Origin of the sequence: Hwangdonia lutea (assembly GCF_032814565.1) — a bacterium.
Classification (GTDB): Bacteria; Bacteroidota; Bacteroidia; order Flavobacteriales; family Flavobacteriaceae; genus Hwangdonia; species Hwangdonia lutea.
Window position 1 is genome coordinate 2,393,514 of the sequence record NZ_CP136521.1, and the last position, 22,308, is coordinate 2,415,821.

Below are 22,308 nucleotides of genomic sequence, written 5' to 3' on the forward strand. Positions count from 1 at the left end.
TAAGAGAAGGAGGTATGCTTTGTGCCTCCTTTTTTAATCGGATTTTGTTTAATTTAAAAGATAAAACAATGAAAAAGTATGCGTTATTTTTAACGATGGCCTTGTTGAGTGTGGGTTGTAACGGACAAAAGAAAACAAATAAAAAAGCAGAAGTCACAGACAACATTGAGACCATTGGTAAACAACCTAAAGGCTCATGGAAAGTAGATAAAGAATTTGACGAATACGGGAATTTAATACGCTATGATAGTATATATTCTTGGTCTTCAAATAAAGAATTTGATGATTTGTCAGCTTTTGGAAAAGATAGTTTGGTTAGATCTTTTGAGAAAAAGTTTTTCAGAAACTTTTCCCAGTTTAAAAATCAAGGCTTTGAAGATATGTTTACATCAGATTCCCTATTTAGTAAACATTTTTTTAACGACGATTTTTTTGGAAGCGATTTCGGAAAAGACTTTATGGATATTGATAAAATAAGACAGCGGATGTTAGACCGACAAAAAAAGTTTTTAGAAAAATACCAGTCCGAATTTATTAAGCCTGAAATTGAAAAAGAATAAAGTAGCAATGATTTGCAATAACCATCGGATATAGTTTGATTAGAAATCTATATCCGATTTGTTTTAATAATAAATTAGATGGGAACAATTAGTTGTTTTTCATAAAACGCCTAACAGCCACCCATTGTTTTAGCATATCTCGTGCTTCTTGCGCTGGGTAACCCAAAACGGTTTGGCCCGCTTTTACGTTATTCATAACCCCAGAGCCTGCGCCAACGGTGGCTCCAGACTCAACGGTGGTGTGATCTTTAATTGAAGCACTGCCGCCAATTATAACGCCATCGCCCAAAGTAACGGAACCAGCAAGTCCGCTGTGTCCTGCCATGATGCACGAGCGTCCCATAACACAGTTGTGGGCTATTTGCACAAGGTTGTCAATTTTACAGCCATCACCGATAATAGTGGAACTAAACTTCGCGCGATCTACACAAGAGTTTGCTCCAATTTCTACATAATGCCCAATAATTACATTACCAATTTGTGGTATTTTAACTAAGCCACGACCATCGTCACTCGGGCGATTACCAAAGCCATCGGCACCAATACTTACATTAGTATGAAAAATACAATGGCTGCCAACAATACAGCGTTCGCGGACTACTGTTCCAGACCAGATAACCGTATAATCGCCAATTGTGGTTTCGTCAAAAACACACACATTTGGGTATAAAACAACACCTTTACCTAAAACAACATCTTTACCAACGTAACAGTTGGCGCCAATTTTACAGCCTTTTCCCAGACTTGCCGTTTTGTGTACAACCGCCGATGGGTGAATGTCGGCTTCCAATTCTGGAGTTGGCGGATTAAACAGTTCCAATATTTTTGCCATGGCCAAATCGGCATTCTTCACTTTAATTAACGCTCGATTTTCACCGGGTTCAACATTTAAATTGTCATTTACAACCGCAGCACAAGCTTTGGAGTCAGCCCACTGTTTCGCGTACTTTTTACTCCCAATAAAGGTTATATGGTTGTTTTCTGCGTTTTGTAATTGTTCTGGACCATCAATTTTTTGGTTTGTATGTCCTATTAATTCGCCTTTTAAAATATTGTTAATGTCGTTAATGGTGTAAGTTGTCATGAATGATTTTTAATGTTTAGATTGTTGTAAATCTAACGGAAATAAAATCAATAAACATAATTTTTATTCTTCAATCCTATTATCATCAAAAGCCGATGGTAATAATTTGGGAATAAATTTAATTACTAAAGGTAGTAATAGAGCGCCACCTGGAAGTAAAAAAATGGCAAGGCTTGGTATGGATTTAAAAATATCCATAAGCTGTTCTTGTACTTTTTTCTGCTCTTCTTTATTTAAATCCCTAACCGTAGATTGAGAAATAAGCACCATCAATTCTTTACTGCCAATTAACTCTTTATAAAGTCTTTTACTATTTCTAGAGATTAAAGTAGTTACCACTTTACTTGAATTATCATAAAAACTCTGCACTAAATTTTTAGAACTAAACAAAGCGATATTATCTTTATTTATATCATAAAAATCGTTTATGGCTTTAATCGATTCGTTTACGGAAGATAGACTGAGTTTTAAATCATTACCAAGTTTTAGCAAAAATTTCTGTTCAGACTTTTCAATAATTTTATCGCTCCAAGTTGCCATACATGCTAAGTCTAGTATATACTTTTTTTGCTGCGGGGTGTTTATAAATTTGATGGCTGATTTGTAATCGAAATGCGCTTTGTTTTGATAACGCAACGACGATTCAAATAGTTTAATTAAACTTTCATCGTATTCCGTTTTTTCTTTCTTTGAGATGATTACGTTTAACGAAATGGCTTCAATACTGGCTTCTAAATTCTTTAGGTAATCCAAAGAAAATTCATCGCCCTTAATAAAAGCGCGGTAAGCGAGTACATCAATATAAAGCAGTCCATTAATTAAAAAATAATTAAAGTTTTTAGTGATAAAATTATCATCAATTTGGGTGCGTTTATGAATGATGTTTTCCAATTGTTCGCTACTCGTCGAGCTTCCCAATAATTCCTTGAAAAAGGATAATTTATATTCCCCAATTTCTTTATAAAAATTTATCACACTATCTATAAAATTACTGCCATGATTCAGTTTTTGGTGTGTATATAACAAGGATAAGCACAAATTTACCTTGCACATTTCTGCTTCGGTAAGATTGAACTCTTTAAAATGGTTGTTTATTACTTTAAGATTGGTGCCGTAAATAAAACCGGTATCTCGCAATATGCTATAAAAGTCATCCTCAGGGTAATTTAAAAATTGGGTATTACCTTCTAAGAACTTTAAAAGCTTTTTAATCCAACCTGCAGATGATGGGTTCATAATTCAATTATATATAGACTGTAAAAGTAATCTTTTCACCGAATAAGTGCGCAATTTATTTCTTTAACAAAATTTTAACAAAACCGCTCTTTTCTTTTTTTCGTAGGTATGGCTGAGAGTCAAAATTTAATAATCTCAAAAAATATCAAAAATCATGAAAAATTTAAAAAAAGTATTAGGAATTGGAGTTATAGCGGTAGCTAGTATCTTCATTATTGCAGCCGATCATATTGATGCGCCAGCTGTACAAGGTGGTAATAGCGATATTACCGATTTTTATGCCTTTCAGGCGGAAGAGATAAACAATTTAGTTTTTGTGGCTAATTTACAAGGATTGTTAAGCCCCAGTGCGACTTCAAATGCCACGTTTGATGAAAATGTTTTAGTCGAATTTAATATCGATAACACGGGCGATAATGTTGAGGATTTAGTTATTCAAGCCATTCCCAGAAATGGTAAAATGTACTTTTTTGGCCCTGTAGTACCATCGGAAATAGGGGTGGCGAGTTCCATTGAAACCACATCGACAGTTGGTGGTGTTGTAGATATTACAACAGGCTCTAGCGCTATTATTGCAACTAAGGGCGATATGAGTTTTTTCGCAGGCCCTCGTGATGATCCTTTCTTTATGGATTTTGCTCAATATTCTGCCATTATTGGAGGTACAGCAAGCAGTTTTAATATGCCGGGAGCCGATACTTTTGCGGGTACCAATGTGATGTCTGTTGTAGTTGAAGTACCTAAATCAATGATTGGTGGTACGGGAACTATTAACACGTGGGTAGAATCTAAAAGAAAACAATAATCAATAATTTATAAAATATAAAAACATGAAAACTTCAAATAAATTTCACAATCATTTAAAGCCTTTAAGAGCAGTGGGTAAAACTATAAAACTGTTGGGTGTTGCCTTTGCAATGGCACTAGTAACCTTCAACTGTACCAATAATGATGATACTGTAATAATAGAGCAATCGCCAGATTTTTCGGGTGTCTATATGCAAGAAGATCAAATGGGCAGACCTGCTGTAAACACAGTATTCGTATCTGCAGACGCTAAAGACCAGTTTAACGTAACTGTGCCATCAAATCAAAGTGCTGCGTTCCAGAGCATGTTCCAAACTAATTTGGAAGCCTTAAGTCCTGCATTTGCAAACCCCGGAGATACTAATGCATTGGGGCAAACCTCGGCAGCATTTACGAGTCTTTTGGCTACCGATGTTCTAAACGTATCGCTGGACGGCACCACTACTTTTTACGATGGCACCAATGTTTTAACAGGTCGTGCTTTGGCCGATGATGTTATAACGGTTGAGCTATTATTAATTTTTGGTGGCGAAGATTTTTCTGAAAACCCTGGGTTGTCAAACGATAACGTAGATGCCAACGACAAACCTTTTTTGACCTCATTTCCTTACCTAGCCTCACCATGGTAATGGCTACTTCATCAGGGCATATTAATTTTAGTATGCTCTGATATTTTAACCTACACAAAAGCATAACAAACAAAAACCACAAAAAACACAGAGCAATGAAACTTATAAATCCATTAGCAATAGTTGTGCTATTACTGCTTTTTGCAAGCTGTAATACGGAATCGAAAAAAATCACAGACACAACCGATTACAATTCTTATTTGGAAATTACTGAGAACGAGATGTTGCAACTCGTAAAGGAAGATTTAAAATTTTGGGAAAAAAAGTATGAAAAAGAACCAAATCAGTTTCCTTATTTATCGAAAATCGCGGCATCTCAATCTCAAATATTTGCTAAAACAGGACGCATTGAAGCTTTAATTGAAGCCGAAAAAAACTTGATTGAAGCAAACGAGTTAAGTCATTATAAAAAAGTGAGTTATTTAAGAGCCTTATCAAGAAATTACATTTCGCAACACCGGTTTAAAGATGCCTTAGCGTTATTAAAAAAGGCAGAAACTATAGGCGAAGGCTTGAAAAGCTCCCAAAAAATGCTATTCGATGTGCATTTAGAATTGGGTAATTACCAATTGGCAAAACAATATTTGAATGAGATTATTGATACGTCGGATTTTGATTATTTAATACGCTTATCAAAATGGTCCGATCACCGCGGTAATTTAGAGGCTGCCATAAAATATATGGAACAAGCCAGAGTGATTGCCGAAGCTTCAAACATCCCTTCAACAAAACAATGGGTTTATACAAATTTAGCCGATTATTATGGACACGCTGGGAATGTTAAGGCGTCGTATAACCATTATTTAAAAGCTTTAGAATTAAATCCAGAAGACGCTTATGCCAAGAAAGGCATTGCTTGGATTGTGTATTCCTATGAAAAAAATCCGGATGAAGCACTTCGAATTTTAAATGCGGTAACAAAAACGCATCGCGCTCCAGATTACCATTTGTTGAAAGTTGAAATAGCTGAATACAAAGGCGATTCCAATTTAAAAGACTCCGAAATAAAATTATACAAAGCCGCTATAAACAACACCCTGTACGGTGCCATGTATAATAAACATAATGCGCTTATGTATGCTGAAGATTCTAAACAAACAGTAAAAGCCTTAAAGCTTGCAAATACTGAAATCGACAACCGGCCAACGCCACAATCCTACAATTTATTGGCATGGACCTATTACAACCAAGGCGATGTTAAAGACGCATTAAAAGTAATGGAGAACCACGTTGTTGGAAAAACATTTGAACCCGAAGCCCTGTTTCATTTAGCGCATATTTATAAGGCTAACGGTAAGTGGGATGAAGTAAAAAAATTGAAAAAAGAATTATTGGAAAGCGCTTTTGAGTTAGGCCCTATGGCAGCTCAAAAAGTACAAAAATTATAAAAGGCTTTAATAAAGGGATTGAAGTGATTGATTTTTTTGATGGTTGATTGTTTGGTCGAAAGTCGCCCGATTATAGAAATATGATTGGGCGCTTTCTTTTTAGGTTTTACCCTCACTTAAAGCTTGATTCATAAAAAAATCAATTGTCACTATTAGTAAATCTTTATTAAGATTTTCATTTAATAGTTTCATCATAAATCAAATATGGTAAATCAATTTTATTTGAGTTAGTTTTATTGAGATGAAAAAATTAACTGTTCTAAATATTTAAACAAGCTATACGGCCTATTATTCTATGTAAGTGTATATTAGAATACAATTAAACACAAACATCCTCTAAATTTTAGAGGATGTTTGTCATTTTTGTTTTTTAGTAAAAATAAATACCGCTAACTAACCACACCCAAAGTATAAAGTTGCTCCATGGTTGGAGTTTCGCTTCCGCCAGCAGGTTCCAAGGTAATTCCAAAAGCTTCACTTTCGTTTAAGTTTTCAATTTCGAATATTTTGTTTTCGTCTGTTATAAAACTGTCAATAGTCCCTAAACTTGTTGGTGTTAACGGACTTAGTTTTAAAGACCAAACCTGGTACACTTTGCCTTCCGGTGGCTCGGGCAATCCTTGGGCATCTAAAAAGATACGTTGCGTGTTTTTATCCCAATACACTTTAGCATACGTATTGGCAAAATCACCTTGACCAGCTAATGGCACTTCGGTAATGTTTTCATCCCTTAAAACCGATAACAACGTGTTGGCTTTTTCTAAGCTGTTTTTAGCTTCGGCAATCTGCATTTCTAAAATGGACTGCTGTATTTCGGCGGTTTGAATCTCGTATTTTAATTGCTTGTTTTGATTCATTGTCCAAAACAATCCAACCGCCAAAATTATAGATGCCGCCCAACCCGAATAGGTTATCCAATTGTACCTTGGTTTTGTTATGGAGATTATTTTTGTATCATCGTCACCAAAACCTAAAGTTTGTTTAATACGCTGTAAAATATGGCTATTATCGCTTGGCGAAGCAGAACCTGTTAACTTAACAATGGCGGCTTCAATGCTTAAAACTTCTTGTAAAATTTCAGGATGTTTTTGCATAAGTGCATACACTTCCTTGTTTTCTTTTTCAGAAAGCGCGCCAGCCACGTAAAGCTCTAAAATTCCAGATTCTATGTATGCGTTAATATCCATATTAATTAAATAAAACTTTCTCAAGGTTTTGACCTTGAGATTTCATTTAAATTGTCATTCCCGAGAAATCGGGAATCTAAAACTAAAGATTATTATTTTTAAACAATATTTAAAATCTTTAGTTTAAAACCATGCTTCGTAATTCCTTAATACAATTCCTATTTCGGGTTTTAATTGTCCCAATGGGCATATTAAGGGTTTCAGAGGCTTCACTTTGCGTATAGCCTTTAAAATATAGCAGTTCGATAACTTCTATACATTTTTTAGCCAGTTTATCTACAAACTTTTTTATGCCAATGGCATCTGTTTTGTTATCAAGATTATCACTGGTTTCAAGTATATCTACGAAAAAATCGGAGTTGAGGTTTTGTTTAGAATTCTTAAAATTTTTAGAACGCGTTTTATCGATAGCAGCATGTCGTGCTATGTTTAAAATCCATGTAAAAAATCGGCCTTTATCACTATTATAACTATCGGCTTTATGCCATGCTTTTATAAAAACATCTTGCATAACCTCTTCTGCCAAATCGTGGTTTCTTACAATATTATAGATAACACCATGCATGCTATGGCTATACATATTGTAAAGACTTTCAAAAGCTTTTTCGTCTTTTTGCTTAAAATTTGCTACTAAGGTTTCTAAATTCATTTAAGGTGTTTGCTGATGATGTTCACGTTGTTTTGATACAGATGTTACTTACTCAATAATACCTGCACAACTAACTCTAGCACCAGCTGCACCCGATGGTTGCGATGTGAAATCGTCTGCTCCAGCGTGCACAATAACAGATTTACCAATTATGTTTTTGTTGTCGTCTTCACAACCAATACACCACTCGTCAGTAGAAAATGTTATAGTACCGTTGCCGTTTTCATCGGCTACAAAATTACCGATATCACCTTTATGATATCCCGTGGCATCGCCCCATTTACCGTGAGGTTGTGCGGTAGGATTCCAGTGTCCGCCAGCAGATGTGCCGTCATCTGATGTGCAATCCGCTTTTTCGTGAAGATGAATAGCATGACTCCCAGGCTCTAAACCTTCAATAATGGCAGTCATGGTAACAGTGCCGTTTTCTTCTTTAAACACGGCATTACCCGAAACGTTGCTGTTGCTTTTAGCATTTAAAGCTATTTTGAGTTTTTTTGGAGTTTCCACTTTTACTTCAGTAGTCTCTGTATCTTTTGTAGTTTCAGTCTTTTTTTTATCGTTTTTACAGGCGAAAACGCTTAATGTTAAAGCGATTAAAAGGAAGCTTATTTTTTTCATTTTTATTAGGTGTTTTAATTTATCCGAAAGTTAAGTAATAATTAACGAAATGCAAATATTCTGCATGACATATATCATATTTTAAGGCTAAGCGTTGTTGTAATTTTGCGATAATAATAGTTAGGTATGTTAAGCAATTTAGTAAACAAATACAATATTGCGGGGCCTCGGTACACAAGTTACCCAACGGTTCCGTATTGGAATAATGAGACGTTTTCGTTGGAAAAATGGAAATCGTCGTTAACAACATCATTTAAAGAAAGTAACTCAAATGAAGGTATTAGCCTTTATATTCACTTGCCCTTTTGCGAAAGTTTGTGCACCTTCTGTGGATGCAATAAGCGCATTACAAAACAGCATAGTGTAGAGTCGCCTTATATTAAAGCGGTTTTAAAAGAATGGCATTTATACTTAGAATTGTTTGATGAAAAGCCCATAATTAAGGAAATGCACCTTGGTGGCGGAACACCAACTTTTTTTAGTCCGGATAATTTAAAATTGTTAATTAACGGTATTTTAAAGGATGCTGAATTGGCTGAAAATTATGAGTTTAGTTTTGAAGGCCATCCCAATAATACCACAAGAGCACATTTACAAGCCCTTTACGATGTTGGATTTAGGCGTGTTAGTTACGGTGTGCAAGATTACAACGAAACCGTTCAAAAGGCTATTCATAGAATTCAACCCTTTGAAAACGTAAAACGAGCCACCGATTTGGCACGAGAGATTGGATACACCTCGGTTGGGCACGATATTATTTTCGGGCTACCATTTCAAACCTTAGAGCACGTTAAAGAAACCATATTAAAAACCAAAGCATTGCTACCAGACAGGTTGGCATTTTACAGTTATGCGCACGTGCCATGGATAAAAGGAAATGGGCAGCGCGGATTTAAGGATACCGATTTGCCAGCACCGGAATTAAAACGCGCACAGTACGAAATGGGTAAAGAACTGCTTGCAGAAGTGGGCTACCACTTAATAGGCATGGACCATTTTGCATTAACCACAGACAGCCTATATACATCGATGCAAAACGGCAGTTTACACAGGAATTTTATGGGGTATACGGCATCAAAAACACAGGCTATGGTTGGTTTGGGCGTATCTTCAATTAGTGATAGTTGGTATGGTTTTGCGCAAAACGTAAAGCGTATTGAAGACTATTACGAGCTATTAAAAGAAAATAAAATTCCGGTTTACCGTGGACATATTTTAAACGAAGAAGATTTGATAATAAGAAAACATATTCTTAACTTAATGTGCCAGTTTAAAACCGAATGGACGCAAGCTGATCTTTATTTTAAAGAATTACCAGAAGCCCTTTTACAATTAAAGGAAATGGAAGCAGACGGACTGCTCATTATAAACCCTAATAATATAGAAGTTACCAAAGAAGGTCAACCATTTGTTAGAAATATTTGTATGGCGTTTGATGTTTTGTTGCAGCGCAAACAACCCGATGTACAATTGTTTTCAATGACGGTTTAATTGAAAAAAATGCCTCGGTAATATCGAGGTAAAGACTAAAAGTTTTCACTTTCGCGAAAGCGGAAACCTAAAATACGTGCCTTATGAAAAAAATTATTGTACCTGTCGATTTCTCTGAACATTCAGAGTTTGCTTTAAAAGCTGCGGCGAAATTAGCCAAGAAAAACGATGCCAAAATTTATGCATTGCACATGTTGGAGCTGTCTGATGCGATACTTACCAACACGCCCGAGTCTATACATCCAGAGGCTTTGTTCTTTTTAAAACTAGCCGAAAAAAAATTCAATAAGTTTTTAGATAAAGACTATCTAAAAGATATAAAAGTTACGCCAATAATTAAACACTTTAAAGTTTTTAGCGAAGTTAACGATGTGGCCGAAAAACATGACGCAGACCTTATTGTTATGGGGTCTCACGGGGTTAGCGGTTTAAAGGAATTGTTTATTGGTTCGAATACAGAACGCGTGGTTCGCAACGCGAATATTCCGGTATTGGTTGTTAAAAATGATTTGAATGATGTTAATTTTGAAGATGTTGCGTTTGCCTGCGATTTCTCGGAAGATACCATTGCGGCTTATTTAAACGCTTCCAAATTATTTGAAAAAATGGGTGCTAAAATGTACTTGGTTTATGTGAATCTGCCTAATGATAGATTTAAAAGTTCATTGGAAATTGAACGTCGTGTGGTCAACTTTTTCACAAAAGCCGATAGAAATTTAGACCGTATGAAAGATGTGCATTACGTGTCTGATTATACGGTTAAAAATGGTATTTTGAATTTTTCAATGAAAATGGGAGCAGACTTAATTGCTGTACCAACCCATGGCAGAAAAGGTTTATCCCATTTCTTTCAAGGTAGTGTTGGCGAAGATGTAGCAAACCATTCCACTTTGCCCGTTATGACGTTTAAGATTTAATTAATAGTAATTTCTTTTGCTAATGGGTGAAACTGTTTAAAAAGTCTTTGCAACTCTTTGTCAGGTTGAGCGCAGTCGAAACCTATTATTGATTGCCAATAACATAAAACATTTCGACTGCGCTCAATGTGACATCGAGGTAACTTTTTAAACAGTTTTTATGAATTATAGTAATCAATGACAGTCTATGTCACCAGAAGCTATTTCGGTAATTGGGGCAGGAGAGAGGTACGGAATGCCCAAACCCAAACCGCGTACAATAAACAACAAGCCAATAACCACAACAAAAACGGGAATGGCTTTTTGTATGCGCTGCTTAATGGTGGTGTTTAAAAACTTTCCTAAATAAATAGCCGAAGTCATCAGTGGAATAGTGCCCAAACCAAACAACATCATATACAAACTGCCTTGAAAAGCATGGGCTGTTGTAATAGAAGCGAAAACTGCCATGTAAACTAGTCCGCAAGGTAAAAATCCGTTTAAAAAACCAATGGTTAAAAAGGTATCGGTTGTTTTCTTTTTTAAGGCTTTCCCCAAAGCCGTTTTTACTTTGGAAATTAATTGATAAATAGGTTTTGAGAAATTATATTTATTGAAGTATTGTACCGGAATCAAAACCACAACTATCATTAAAACACCTATTACAATAGATAATTGTTGTTGCAATCCAAAAATGTAAAGGCTTTTGCCAACCAAACCAAAAACGAGCCCAATGAGGCTATAAGCCAATAATCTACCAAAATGATAGACGGAAATCTGTATTACTTTTTTAGTCGAATTACTACGGTCTACAGGTAGCATAAACGCAATAGGACCGCACATACCAATGCAATGAAAACTTCCTAAAAGACCTAAAATAAGTGCAGACCAAAGCATGGTTTTAAAGTTTAATACACAATTTCTTTTTTGTAGAGATACGATTTTCCGCTATATTGCCAATCAACTATAATGTTCCAACGACCATCCAATAAACGCTTGTCAGGTATGAGCAAATTGTGGTTTGACAGTGAAATAGCAGTTTCAAAGTCAAATTGTTTATTAGATGGTCTATATAGGAACACTTTTCCTGTTATATTTTCAGCATTTAAGGATTCAGGAAATGTTATAACAAGGCCTTTATCCGTTTTTTTCCAATCTATGTTTTTGGCTAAGGCATTAGCATTTTTCTGTTTTTCAATATCATTTTGAACTTGTAATTCTTGTTTATAATAATCTTCAGTAACCAAATCGTGGTCGTATTTACTGTCGATATTCATAGTAATAATAAAGTACATGATAAAGCTGATAAAGCCTATAAACGCCAATACAATCCCTGTTCCCCAATTAATTTTCATAATCTTATCTTCCTGCGAAAGCAGAAATCTCTTTTAATTTTATTTTTCTGTTGAGTGGACTGCCTACTGAAGACTGAACACTGATTAACTTATTTTAATTATAACTTCGAGGTGCTAAAAAGTTCACCGTTGTTGTTTCAATAAGGTCGTCGCCACTATAAACATCGATGGTTAATTTATTTTTATCGCTTACCAATTCACTTTTGTCAATTTCAATAAACAAGGTCCCTTCTGCTAAACCTTGCTCTGGTACTACAAAGTCATCTTTCGCCGAAACCAATATAATTTCGCCTTGATATTTTCTGAGCTTAAAACTTATATTTTTAATTTCCCGAGTGGTTTTGTTTACTAACTTATATGTAAAAACGTTGCTGATTATATTGCCTTCTTTATGTTCGTACAATTGCCCTGGCAATCTTAAAACCCGTGCTTCTACATCGTTTCGCAATAATAGCATGCCTATTAAAAGTCCCGTTAAAATTGAAAGTACGGCTATGTAGCCTTTCATTCTGGCGGTAAGCTTGAACTTTTCTTTTTTCTCTATTTCATTTTCACTGGCATATCTTATTAAACCTTTTGGAAGGTTGATGCTTTCCATAATATGGTCGCACTCGTCAATACAAGCGGTACAGTTTACGCATTCCAATTGCGTACCGTTTCTAATATCAATGCCCGTTGGGCAAACGTGTACACATTGAAAACAATCAATACAATCGCCATGGCCAAGGGCTTCACGGTCTTCGTTTTTTCTGTACTTTTTTCTGCCATTTTCACCCTCTCCTCGTTTGTGATCGTAAGCCACAACAATGGATTTATTATCGAGCAAAACACCCTGTAATCGGCCGTAGGGACAAGCAATTATGCACACTTGCTCTCTAAACCAAGCAAACACAAAATAGAAAACTGCCGTAAAAATAATAAGCGGAAATAGTGTGCCTAAATTTTCGAAAGGGCCAGCGGTGATATATTTTATGAGTTTATCGCTACCTATTAAATAGGCTAAAAAAATATTGGCTATTAAAAATGAAATGACTAAAAATATGAACCATTTAAAAACACGCTTTCTTATTTTTTCGGCATCCCATTTTTGTCGGTCTAGTTTACGTTGTTTGTTTCGGTCGCCGTCAATCCAATACTCAATTCGGCGGAAAACCATTTCCATAAAAATAGTTTGTGGACAAATCCAACCACAAAAAATACGTCCGAAGCCAACCGTAAAAAGCGCAATGAAAATAACGCCAATTAACATGGAAATAACAAACAAATAGAAATCCTGAGGCCAAAACGGAAGACCAAAAATATTATAACGGCGTTCTAAAATGTTGAACATTAAAAACTGGTTGCCGTTAATTTTTATAAACGGAGCAGCAAATAAAAACGCCAATAAAACATAGCTGACTATTTTGCGTTTTTCGTAATATCTGCCGCTTGGTTTTTTTGGATATACCCAAGCACGCTTTCCCTCATCGGTAAGGGTACCAATGCTATCTCTAAATGATTCGTTTTCTGGAGTTTCCAAAATGGTGTTTTTATTTTATCAGACCTGTTAGTCTCAAAAGGTTGAGGTTAACAGGTCTGACATTTATATTTAATGAGCTAAACGAGCGCATGGTTTAATATGGATTATTCGTTATCGTCGGGAACCCAAATATCGCCTTCGGCAGCTTTTGGTTCTGCTGGTGTTGTTCCTTGAAATTGCAGTACATAACTTGATACTTGAGCAATTTCGGCAGGTTTTAAACTTTGTTTCCAAGCAATCATACCTTTTCCGGCACGACCACCTTCCGATACGGTTTTAAACACATTTTTAATTCCGCCTCCTAATATCCAATGCTCGTCGGTAAGGTTCGGGCCAATACCGCCGCCGCCATCGGCTTTATGACAGGCCACACAATTAAGTTCGTAAATGGCTTGTCCTGCTTTTAAATCGGATGCCTCGGTTAACAATTCAACGGTATTAAAATCAACCAAATCTTTAGCTGTTTTTTTATATTCTTCAATATCTATTTTAGCTTGTGCTATTTTAGCCTCTAATTCTTGATATTGATTTGGCCCGTTGAACACATGATATCTTAATAGGTATACGGCAGCAAAAACAATTGAAGCGTAAAATCCCCAAAGCCACCACGGTGGAAGATTGTTGTCCAACTCCTTTATGCCGTCATAATTATGATCTAAAATAATTTCGTGTTCTTCTTCAACTGGTTTTTGCCCCAATAATTTTATATACGTCTTTTTTATCCAGTTAAATTGTGGTGCTTTACTGCGTTTAGCATCATATCTAACTTTAGCTTCTTCATCTAAACTCTGATATAAAATATTATCAACCGATGCAATAATGCCTTCCATGGCAATAAGCACAAGTAGTATTAATAATAAAAACAACAATACGATGGGTTGCTCTATAAATGCGGGTTGATCGGCAGAATCTACAAAATATTCAACAAGTCCGAAGATGATAAAAAATACAACAGGTACTCTTACCCAAGATGGTATTAAATTTCTCATAGTTCAGTTTGGTTTTGGTTATCTAATGGTAAGTTACTTACTTTATTAATGTAGTCTTTTTTAGCTGTAAATACCCACCAAAACAGTGCTACAAAAAAGATGAAAAATATAAGTAAGGAAATAATCGGGTATATTTCTATACCTGTAATGCTTTCCATGTGGTTTTTTACAAATTTTAGCATGATGTTTAGTTTTGAGCGGTTTCTACTTTAATATCGGTTCCCAGTCGTTGTAAATAGGCGATAAGGGCTACTATTTCACGATTGCGCATTTCTACAAAATCTTCGCCACCTGCTGCTTTATCGGCTTCGTAAGTTTCAGCAAAATCAGGATCGGTATATAGGTTTTTCTCAATTTGAGTACCCTGTTCCAACATGGCCTGTTGAGCATTGGCTATATCTTCGTCTGTGTAAGGCACTCCTAAAGTGACCATAGCCTCCATTTTAGTTTCGGTGTTTGATTTGTCAAGTTCATTTCTAATCAACCACTGGTACGCTGGCATAATGGAACCCGATGAGGTGCTTTGTGGATCGTACATGTGGTTTAAGTGCCAGTTATCAGAATACTTTCCGCCTATGCGGTGTAAATCTGGACCTGTACGTTTACTGCCCCAAAGGAACGGATGGTCGTACACATATTCCCCAGCTTTGGAGTATTCGCCGTAGCGTTCTACTTCACTTCTAAAAGGTCGAATCATTTGTGAATGACAGCCTACACAACCTTCGCGGATGTAAATGTCGCGTCCTTCCAATTCCAAAGGTGTGTACGGTTGTACGCTGCTAATTGTTGGAATATTGGATTCTACCATAATAGTTGGCACAATTTGAACAATACCGCCTATTAAAATGGCAATGGTTGCGCCAATAGTTAGTTTAATTGGTTTACGCTCTAACCACGTGTGCCAACCTTCGCCGGCCGTACGATGTTTCGATACGTTTGGTAAAGCAGGTGCTTCAGCTAATTCGTCTTCTACTTTGCTACCATTTAAAGCGGTTACAATCACGTTGTAAATTAGGATTATCATTCCTGTTAAAAACAAGGTTCCACCAATAGCACGCATCCAATACATGGGCATAATCTCGGTAACGGTTTCTAAAAAGTTTCCGTAGGTTAATGTGCCATCCGGATTAAATTGTTTCCACATACTTGCTTGGGTAAATCCTGCAACGTAGAGTGGTAGGGCATACATAATGATTCCTAAGGTGCCAATCCAGAAATGTAAATTAGCCAATCCTACGGAATATAATTTGGTTTTAAATAACCTTGGTACCAAGTAATAAATCATTCCAAAGGTGAGGAATCCATTCCAAGCTAAGGCACCAACGTGTACGTGGGCGATTATCCAATCGGTAAAATGGCCAATGGCGTTTACGTTTTTAAGCGATAACATCGGCCCTTCAAAAGTGGCCATACCATAGCCGGTAATGGCTACCACCATGAATTTTAAAACGGGGTCGGTTCGTACTTTATCCCAAGCACCGCGTAAGGTTAACAACCCGTTTATCATACCACCCCAAGATGGCATTAATAGCATGACTGAAAATGCAACACCTAAATTTTGGGCCCATTCGGGTAACGCCGTATATAAAAGGTGATGCGGTCCTGCCCATATATAGATAAATATTAATGACCAAAAGTGAATAATAGATAACCGGTAAGAGTAAACAGGCCTATTTGCCGCTTTGGGTACAAAATAATACATCAATCCTAAAAACGGTGTGGTTAAGAAAAATGCCACGGCATTATGGCCATACCACCATTGTACCAAGGCATCTTGTACGCCTGCATAAACCGAATAACTTTTAAATGCACTTACAGGAACTTCCAAACTATTAAAAATATGAAGCACCGCAACGGTTACAAAAGTGGCTATGTAAAACCAAATAGCAACGTATAAATGGCGCTGTCTTCTTTTAAGAATAGTGCCAATTAAATTCCAGCCAAAAACCACCCAAACTACAGCAATGGCAATGTCAAAAGGCCATTCCAATTCGGCATATTCTTTGGATGTGGTATAGCCCAAAGGAAGTGTAATAGCGGCACCAACAATAATAAGTTGCCAACCCCAAAAGTTGATTTTACTTAGGGCATCGCTAAACATTCTAGCTTTAAGCAAACGTTGGGACGAGTAATAAACACCAGCAAAAATGGCATTGCCCACAAAGGCAAAAATAACAGCATTGGTGTGTAATGGTCTTAAACGACCAAAACTTAACCATGAAATTCCGTCGGTTAGATTAGGGAATAAAAACATAAATGCCAGCAGTAAACCTACTAACATCCCCACAACACCCCAAAGCATGGTGGCATAGAGGAAATTTTTAACGATTTTGTTATCGTAATGAAACTGTTGTACTTCCATAGTAATTAATTGGTCTTTTTAGTTTTTAATGTTGGTTTTGGTTGTTCTTTTACTAGTTCGTCTTCAAAAAGCATGCGAACGGAAGGGGTGTAGCTGTCATCAAATTGTCCTCTTTTAACGGCATAAATAAAGGCCACAAAAAACACGATAGCAACTACAATGCTAATACTCAATAAAATATATATAACACTCATACCTAATTTGAAGTTACGGAACAAAAATAGTTTTATGCCGTTTTTGAAAACATGATTTTTGTCATGTTTAAGTCATTATTTTTAATTATTTACCCGCTTTTACATTAATGATATTTTTATCGTTTATGTAAAAAAACTACTATTTTTTCTAAAATTAATTCTTTTTATCATAAATACAAAAGAATAGGGTTTACATATTTTCTATTCTAATTTTCTACCTAAAACATTTGTGGCAACGGTCGTAAATACTACAATGCTAATAGAACTCAAAGGCATTAGTATAGCGGCTACTACGGGTGCTAATTGACCTGTAACGGCAAAATAGAGGCCAACAATATTATAAATGAACGACAGGGCAAAACTCCATTTGATAATTTTTATAGCCGCTTTAGAAGCCTTTATATAATTAAATAATTGATTGAATTTTGAAGCATCTAAAATGGCATCGCAAGCCGGTGAAAACACGTTTACATTTTCTGAAATGGCTATGCCAACATCACTTTGAGCCAATGCGCCCGCATCGTTTAACCCGTCGCCAATCATTAAAACTTTAGCGCCTTCGGTTTGGTGGTATTTTATATACTCTAATTTGTCTTCTGGTTTTTGGTTGAATAACAACTTGGTTTTTGTGGGCAGCAATTTGGTTAAATTATCTTTTTCACCCGCATTATCACCAGAAAGAATTACCAAATCGTAGTCCTTTTTTAAGGTATTGAACAATTGCGATAAGCCTTTCCTATAAGCGTTATAAAAGGTGAATTTTCCTTTGTATTGATTGTTTGTGCTAACGTGTACCGTTGTGTTTAATGTAGTTGCATCGGTGGTATGGCCCACAAAAGGCGCAGAACCTACTTTAATTTGTTCTTGTTTGTATTGGGCTTGAATACCTTGGCCTAAGTGCTCTTCAAAAGTATCCAACGATACAATGTTATGTTCACTTAAAAGATTGTACAACGAGCGGCTTAACGGGTGGTTTGAACCTCGCAACGTACTTTTTAAAAGAGATTCTTCTTTGGCTGAAAGCGTTTCACCTTCATAGTTTATTGTAGTTTCCTTATTGGCTGTAATCGTTCCTGTTTTATCAAAAATGATGGTATTTATTTTAGCTAACTGCTCGATCACGCTGGCGTTTTTCAAATAGAATTTTTTGTTCCCCAGAATACGTAAAATGTTTCCAAAAGTAAAAGGTGCAGATAGGGCAATGGCGCAGGGGCAAGCAATGATTAAAACCGATGTAAAAACGTTTAATGCCTTACTGGAATCTATAACCAACCAATATGAGGTAGCAAGGAGAGCAATTGATAAAATAGTGATTGTAAAGCGTTTGCTAATGCGGTTTGTAATGTCTGTAAAAGCCAATGCTTTATCGGTTTTAAAAACATCGTTGCTCCAAAGCTGCGTGAGGTAACTTTGCTCAACGGATTTTAAAACATCAACCTCAATAGTGCCATTAAGTTGTTTGCCACCTGCAAATAGCTTGTCGCCAGAGTGCTTCGCCACGGTTTTGGATTCGCCTGTAACAAAACTATAATCTATGCGAGCATTTCCTTTAATTAATATACAGTCTACGGGGATTAACTCTTCGTTTCTAATAAGTAGGCGGTCGCCTTTTTTAATATCGTAAACTTGGATAGATTCTTCATTGCCTTCGGGTGTTATTTTTGTAATCCCTATGGGGAAATACGATTTGTAATCGCGCTCAAAAGATAAGAACGAATAGGTTTTTTGCTGAAAAAATTTACCCAACAACATAAAGAAAATAAATCCGGTTAAGCTATCAAAAAAACCAGAGCCGATGTCGAGCATGATTTCAGCAGAACTTCTTATAAACAATACCGAAGCCCCGAGCGCAATGGGCACATCAATATTTAAAATTTTTGCGCGCAAACCTTTGTAAGCCGAAATGTAATAATCTTGTGCCGAGTAAAAAATAACGGGTAACGAAAAGGCAAACATGAGCCACCTAAAAAGGTATTTGTATTGTTCCAACCAAAATTCGCCTACTTCAAAATACTCCGGAAACGACAAAAACATCACATTCCCAAATGCGAAACCGGCAATGCCTAATTTGTAAATAAGCGATCGGTCTATTTCTTTTTTGCCAACGCTGTAATCGTCTAAACTTATATAAGGTTCGTAGCCAATACTGCTAAGTAACGTAACAAGGTTTTTTAATGTAAAGGTTTTTGAATTGTATGTTACCCGAACGGATTTTTCTCCAAAATTAACCAGGGAGGCGCTAACCGAAGCATTTAATTTGTTCAAATTTTCGAGAATCCAGATACAGGAGCTGCAATGAATATTGGGAATGTACAAATTTACAACCTGAGTTTCCCCATCATTAAACTCAAGCAACTGCTCAATAATTTTAGGGTTTTCTAAAAAGTTGTATTTGCCCTCAATATCTTTTGGCGTGGTTCCAGGCGCTTGTTGTAAATCGTAATAGCAGGTTAAATCGTTTGCAGAAAAAATTTCGTAAACTGTTTTACATCCATTACAGCAAAACGATTTATCATCGTATTTAATTTCATTAAAAGCCGCCTCTAAACCACAATGAAAACATGTGTTTTTGCCCATTATATTTGCTCATTTATACCTTTTGCAAAACTGTAAAGTTAATGAGAAATTTTATATGATATTTGTCATGTTTTGGTTATTTTTGCTAATCATTTAATTATTGGATATGAGTAAGTGCGAGCAATGTATTATTAAGCAGTTTAATTCCCTTAAAGCCTTGACAACCGATGAGTTAATGCGTATTTCGGGTTGTAAAACGTCTATGTTTATTAAAAAAGGAGAAGTGATTTTTGAAGAAGGCGAAATGTTAAATGGCGTTTACTGTGTAAAGGATGGTATTTGTAAGCTCTCAAAATTGAGTGCCAACGGAAAAGACCAAATTGTAAAAATGGTTGTTAAAGGACAATTGTTGGGACAACGCTCGCTTATTTCTGATGAAAGCTCTAATTTACAGGCTGTGGCTTTAAATGATATGGAAGTTTGTTTTATTCCGAAAAGTGAAATTATTAACGATTTAAAAAATAACTCAAAATTTTCGTTTGAAGTGTTAAAGGAAATGGCGGGAGATTTAAAAGAAGCAGACGACGTTATCGTTAATATGGCCCAAAAATCCGTAAGGGAACGATTGGCCGAAGCCTTAATTTATATTCATGACAGTTTTGGCACCAACCCCGATGGTACATTAAGTGTTTTACTCTCCAGAGAAGATTTTGCCAACATCGTAGGTACAGCTACCGAATCTGCTATTCGGGTACTCTCTCAATTTAAAAAAGAAGGTTTGATATCCACTGTGGGCAAACAAATTAAAATTGAAGATATTGAAGGTTTAAAACGTGTAGAATAAAAAAACGCTCTGAAAATCTTCAGAGCGTTTTAGTTTTAATTTGTTTCTGCTTCAATTTCTTTTGAAGGTATTTCGCCATCAATAGGCTCGTTTTCTTTCTTAAGATAAGTGTCTAAAAACTTAAGAATACGGCTGTAAGCTTCAATTTGGTTTTCTTTTTTAACAAAACCGTGGCCCTCATCTTCAAATAAAACATACTCTACGGGCACACCGTTTTTACGAACGCCTTCAACAATCTCATCCGATTCTACTTGTAAAACCCTCGGGTCTTTTGCACCTTGTAGCACAATTAAAGGTTTGGTTACTTTATCGGTGTGAAACAACGGCGAAATTCTACGTAGCCGGATGGAGTCTGCTGTATGCGGATTGCCCAATTCTTTATACAGTGCATCTTTAAATGATTCCCACCACGGCGGAATACTTTTAAGCGTACGCAACCAGTTTGTTACACCAAATATATTAACGCCCACGGCAAACTCATTTGGCGTGTAGGTTAATGCAGCCATCGTCATATAACCACCGTACGAGCCTCCCATAATACCAATTTTACTGGCATCAATTTCTGGTTGGGAGGCTAACCAATTTTTACCTTCAACACAGTCTTGTAAATCTTTTTCGCCATGGTTTAAGTCGTCCATTTGAAAAAAAGTTTTTCCGTAACCGCTACTGCCGCGGTTGTTTACTGCAAGTACGGCATAGCCATGATTAACCAAATATTGCGTTAATGAGCTGAAATTTTGTCTGCTTTGGCCACCCGGACCACCATGCACCAAAACCAAAGCAGGAACTTTGTTGTCTGCCGATGCTTGATGCGGTAAATAATAAATAGCCGGAATTTCCAGACCATCAAAAGATTTATATCTTATCACTTTAGCAGTAACAAGATGGTTGGCATCTATGTCTTTATTCAGTACATCAGTGAGTTGATGCAGTTTTTTGGTTTCAATATTATAGGTATATAAGTTTGACGGACTATTTGAACCGCCCACATACATCCGCATCATGGTTTCGTCTCTGGAAAAACCAACGCTGGTAATGCTACCGTTTTTAAAATCGGGAAGTTCTAGGTTTTTGCCCGTTGCCATTTCCGTTATTTCTATAGTGTTTTTGGCATCTTCGTTTATAAAGCTCACCATATATTTTTCGTTATGCGTAAAATAGATGCCGTTAATATCCCAAGATTTTTCCAATACCTTTTCTTTTTTACCAGTGGCGATATTGTATTTCATAACATATGAAAACTCCGAACCATCATCGGTTGTATAGTAAAGGGATTGATTATCTAAAGTGAAATCCTGTACAGCATTCGAGCTTTGGTTTTCGTTTATTTTTTTTAACGATTTGTCAGTTCTATTAAAAATAAAAATATCGCTATCGTTGGTGTTTATCGTTTTGCTTAGCGCCAATAAATTCTTATCACTTGAAATGGCATTGAGGTTATAGCCTTCATCATTTTGATAAATTAATTTTGAAGTCATGTTGCTAATATCCATTTCGTAAACATCCATAAAACGCTTGTCTCTTTTATTAGAACCGTAAGTAAAACTCTTACCATCGTGAGCCCATCCATAAAATGAAGCTCTAGCGCCTTCGTCGGGTGTTAATTCTGTAATTGTTCCATCGGTATCACGCAAAAAGATATGGTAAATTTCATCGCCATTGCCATCAGCTCTGTATAGCATGCGCTCATCATTGGGGAAATAGGAAATGGCAAAAACCGATGAAGAATCCGATGCCGTAATAGGTGTAAACTCGCCACCGGTTGTGGGTACGGTGTACATATTATAAATTCCCGATCGGTTACTGGAAACGAGTAACTTTGAGTTGTCCGGAGAAAAACTCCCACCGCCAACAGCTTCGTTATCCATAAACTGCTCAATGGTGTATTGCTTTAAATTTAAAGCGACGTCTTTTGTTTCTTTGTCCTTTTTACAGCCAACAAATAAAACTAAAAGGATTAGGCTTAGTAATTTATTCATA

Annotated in this window: 21 protein-coding genes; 7 read left to right on the plus strand and 14 right to left on the minus strand. The window is 36.2% G+C overall.

The annotated features are described in order from the left end of the window. Nucleotides 1–68 precede the first annotated feature (68 nt). Complete coding sequence (locus RNZ46_RS10420) at nucleotides 69–560, plus strand: hypothetical protein (RefSeq protein WP_316982142.1); 492 nt, start codon at nucleotides 69–71, stop codon at nucleotides 558–560. 88 nt (nucleotides 561–648) lie between these two features. On the opposite strand, the gene lpxD is transcribed toward RNZ46_RS10420, so the two are convergent. Both lpxD and RNZ46_RS10430 read right to left on the minus strand, forming a co-directional pair. Then, nucleotides 649–1,644: a UDP-3-O-(3-hydroxymyristoyl)glucosamine N-acyltransferase gene (gene lpxD / locus RNZ46_RS10425; protein WP_316982143.1), complete on the minus strand. Its 996-nt coding sequence runs from the start codon at nucleotides 1,642–1,644 to the stop codon at nucleotides 649–651. A 63-nt stretch (nucleotides 1,645–1,707) separates the two neighbouring features. After that, nucleotides 1,708–2,880: an LETM1-related biofilm-associated protein gene (locus RNZ46_RS10430; RefSeq protein WP_316982144.1), complete on the minus strand. Its 1,173-nt coding sequence runs from the start codon at nucleotides 2,878–2,880 to the stop codon at nucleotides 1,708–1,710. Between the two features lie 154 nt (nucleotides 2,881–3,034). Here RNZ46_RS10430 and RNZ46_RS10435 point away from each other — a divergent pair, with 154 nt between their 5' ends. The 3 genes from RNZ46_RS10435 (at nucleotide 3,035) to RNZ46_RS10445 (ending at nucleotide 5,704) form a co-directional block, all read left to right on the plus strand. Further along, the gene (locus RNZ46_RS10435; RefSeq protein WP_316982145.1) at nucleotides 3,035–3,685 is read left to right on the plus strand and encodes a DUF4331 family protein; all 651 of its coding nucleotides are present in this window, start codon (nucleotides 3,035–3,037) and stop codon (nucleotides 3,683–3,685) included. A 112-nt stretch (nucleotides 3,686–3,797) separates the two neighbouring features. Continuing rightward, nucleotides 3,798–4,316, plus strand: coding sequence for a DUF4331 family protein (locus tag RNZ46_RS10440; protein WP_316984987.1), 519 nt, complete (start codon nucleotides 3,798–3,800; stop codon nucleotides 4,314–4,316). A 95-nt stretch (nucleotides 4,317–4,411) separates the two neighbouring features. Continuing rightward, nucleotides 4,412–5,704, plus strand: coding sequence for a tetratricopeptide repeat protein (locus RNZ46_RS10445; RefSeq protein ID WP_316982146.1), 1,293 nt, complete (start codon nucleotides 4,412–4,414; stop codon nucleotides 5,702–5,704). 389 nt (nucleotides 5,705–6,093) lie between these two features. On the opposite strand, the gene RNZ46_RS10450 is transcribed toward RNZ46_RS10445, so the two are convergent. From RNZ46_RS10450 to RNZ46_RS10460, 3 genes are all read right to left on the minus strand, one after another. After that, nucleotides 6,094–6,891, minus strand: a complete 798-nt coding sequence (locus RNZ46_RS10450; protein ID WP_316982147.1) for an anti-sigma factor — start codon at nucleotides 6,889–6,891, stop codon at nucleotides 6,094–6,096. 118 nt (nucleotides 6,892–7,009) lie between these two features. Further along, complete coding sequence (locus RNZ46_RS10455; protein WP_316982148.1) at nucleotides 7,010–7,540, minus strand: RNA polymerase sigma factor; 531 nt, start codon at nucleotides 7,538–7,540, stop codon at nucleotides 7,010–7,012. A 48-nt stretch (nucleotides 7,541–7,588) separates the two neighbouring features. Then, on the minus strand, nucleotides 7,589–8,161 hold the full coding sequence (locus tag RNZ46_RS10460; protein WP_316982149.1) for a superoxide dismutase family protein: 573 nt from the start codon (nucleotides 8,159–8,161) through the stop codon (nucleotides 7,589–7,591). 126 nt (nucleotides 8,162–8,287) lie between these two features. Between RNZ46_RS10460 and hemN the strand changes: the two genes are divergently transcribed. Both hemN and RNZ46_RS10470 read left to right on the plus strand, forming a co-directional pair. Continuing rightward, nucleotides 8,288–9,652: an oxygen-independent coproporphyrinogen III oxidase gene (gene hemN, locus RNZ46_RS10465; protein WP_316982150.1), complete on the plus strand. Its 1,365-nt coding sequence runs from the start codon at nucleotides 8,288–8,290 to the stop codon at nucleotides 9,650–9,652. Between the two features lie 83 nt (nucleotides 9,653–9,735). After that, on the plus strand, nucleotides 9,736–10,569 hold the full coding sequence (locus RNZ46_RS10470) for a universal stress protein (RefSeq protein ID WP_316982151.1): 834 nt from the start codon (nucleotides 9,736–9,738) through the stop codon (nucleotides 10,567–10,569). 174 nt (nucleotides 10,570–10,743) lie between these two features. Here the strand turns inward: RNZ46_RS10470 and RNZ46_RS10475 are convergent, their stop codons facing one another. The 8 genes from RNZ46_RS10475 to RNZ46_RS10510 form a co-directional block, all read right to left on the minus strand. Beyond that, nucleotides 10,744–11,445 (minus strand): sulfite exporter TauE/SafE family protein, encoded by a 702-nt coding sequence (locus tag RNZ46_RS10475; RefSeq protein ID WP_316982152.1) that lies wholly within the window; start codon nucleotides 11,443–11,445, stop codon nucleotides 10,744–10,746. Between the two features lie 11 nt (nucleotides 11,446–11,456). Then, nucleotides 11,457–11,903 carry a FixH family protein gene (locus RNZ46_RS10480; protein WP_316982153.1) on the minus strand — a complete coding sequence of 149 codons (447 nt, stop codon included), beginning with the start codon at nucleotides 11,901–11,903 and terminating at the stop codon, nucleotides 11,457–11,459. A gap of 94 nt (nucleotides 11,904–11,997) precedes the next feature. Next, nucleotides 11,998–13,422, minus strand: coding sequence for a cytochrome c oxidase accessory protein CcoG (gene ccoG / locus RNZ46_RS10485; RefSeq protein ID WP_316982154.1), 1,425 nt, complete (start codon nucleotides 13,420–13,422; stop codon nucleotides 11,998–12,000). Nucleotides 13,423–13,526: 104 nt separating this feature from the next. Beyond that, nucleotides 13,527–14,411: a cbb3-type cytochrome c oxidase N-terminal domain-containing protein gene (locus RNZ46_RS10490; protein WP_316982155.1), complete on the minus strand. Its 885-nt coding sequence runs from the start codon at nucleotides 14,409–14,411 to the stop codon at nucleotides 13,527–13,529. Continuing rightward, entirely contained in the window at nucleotides 14,408–14,593 is a 186-nt protein-coding gene (locus RNZ46_RS10495; RefSeq protein ID WP_311939638.1) for a CcoQ/FixQ family Cbb3-type cytochrome c oxidase assembly chaperone, read from the minus strand. Before RNZ46_RS10495 ends, RNZ46_RS10490 begins: the two co-directional genes overlap by 4 nt. Before the next feature lie 5 nt (nucleotides 14,594–14,598). Further along, a complete protein-coding gene (gene ccoN, locus RNZ46_RS10500; protein ID WP_316982156.1) occupies nucleotides 14,599–16,773 on the minus strand; it encodes a cytochrome-c oxidase, cbb3-type subunit I in 2,175 nt (724 codons plus the stop codon). Nucleotides 16,774–16,778: 5 nt separating this feature from the next. Then, on the minus strand, nucleotides 16,779–16,967 hold the full coding sequence (gene ccoS / locus RNZ46_RS10505; RefSeq protein WP_316982157.1) for a cbb3-type cytochrome oxidase assembly protein CcoS: 189 nt from the start codon (nucleotides 16,965–16,967) through the stop codon (nucleotides 16,779–16,781). 201 nt (nucleotides 16,968–17,168) lie between these two features. Next, the gene (locus tag RNZ46_RS10510; protein ID WP_316982158.1) at nucleotides 17,169–19,544 is read right to left on the minus strand and encodes a heavy metal translocating P-type ATPase; all 2,376 of its coding nucleotides are present in this window, start codon (nucleotides 19,542–19,544) and stop codon (nucleotides 17,169–17,171) included. A gap of 106 nt (nucleotides 19,545–19,650) precedes the next feature. Here RNZ46_RS10510 and RNZ46_RS10515 point away from each other — a divergent pair, with 106 nt between their 5' ends. Further along, nucleotides 19,651–20,328, plus strand: a complete 678-nt coding sequence (locus RNZ46_RS10515; protein WP_316982159.1) for a Crp/Fnr family transcriptional regulator — start codon at nucleotides 19,651–19,653, stop codon at nucleotides 20,326–20,328. A 35-nt stretch (nucleotides 20,329–20,363) separates the two neighbouring features. On the opposite strand, the gene RNZ46_RS10520 is transcribed toward RNZ46_RS10515, so the two are convergent. Continuing rightward, on the minus strand, nucleotides 20,364–22,307 hold the full coding sequence (locus RNZ46_RS10520; RefSeq protein ID WP_316982160.1) for a S9 family peptidase: 1,944 nt from the start codon (nucleotides 22,305–22,307) through the stop codon (nucleotides 20,364–20,366). Nucleotide 22,308: the final 1 nt, after the last annotated feature.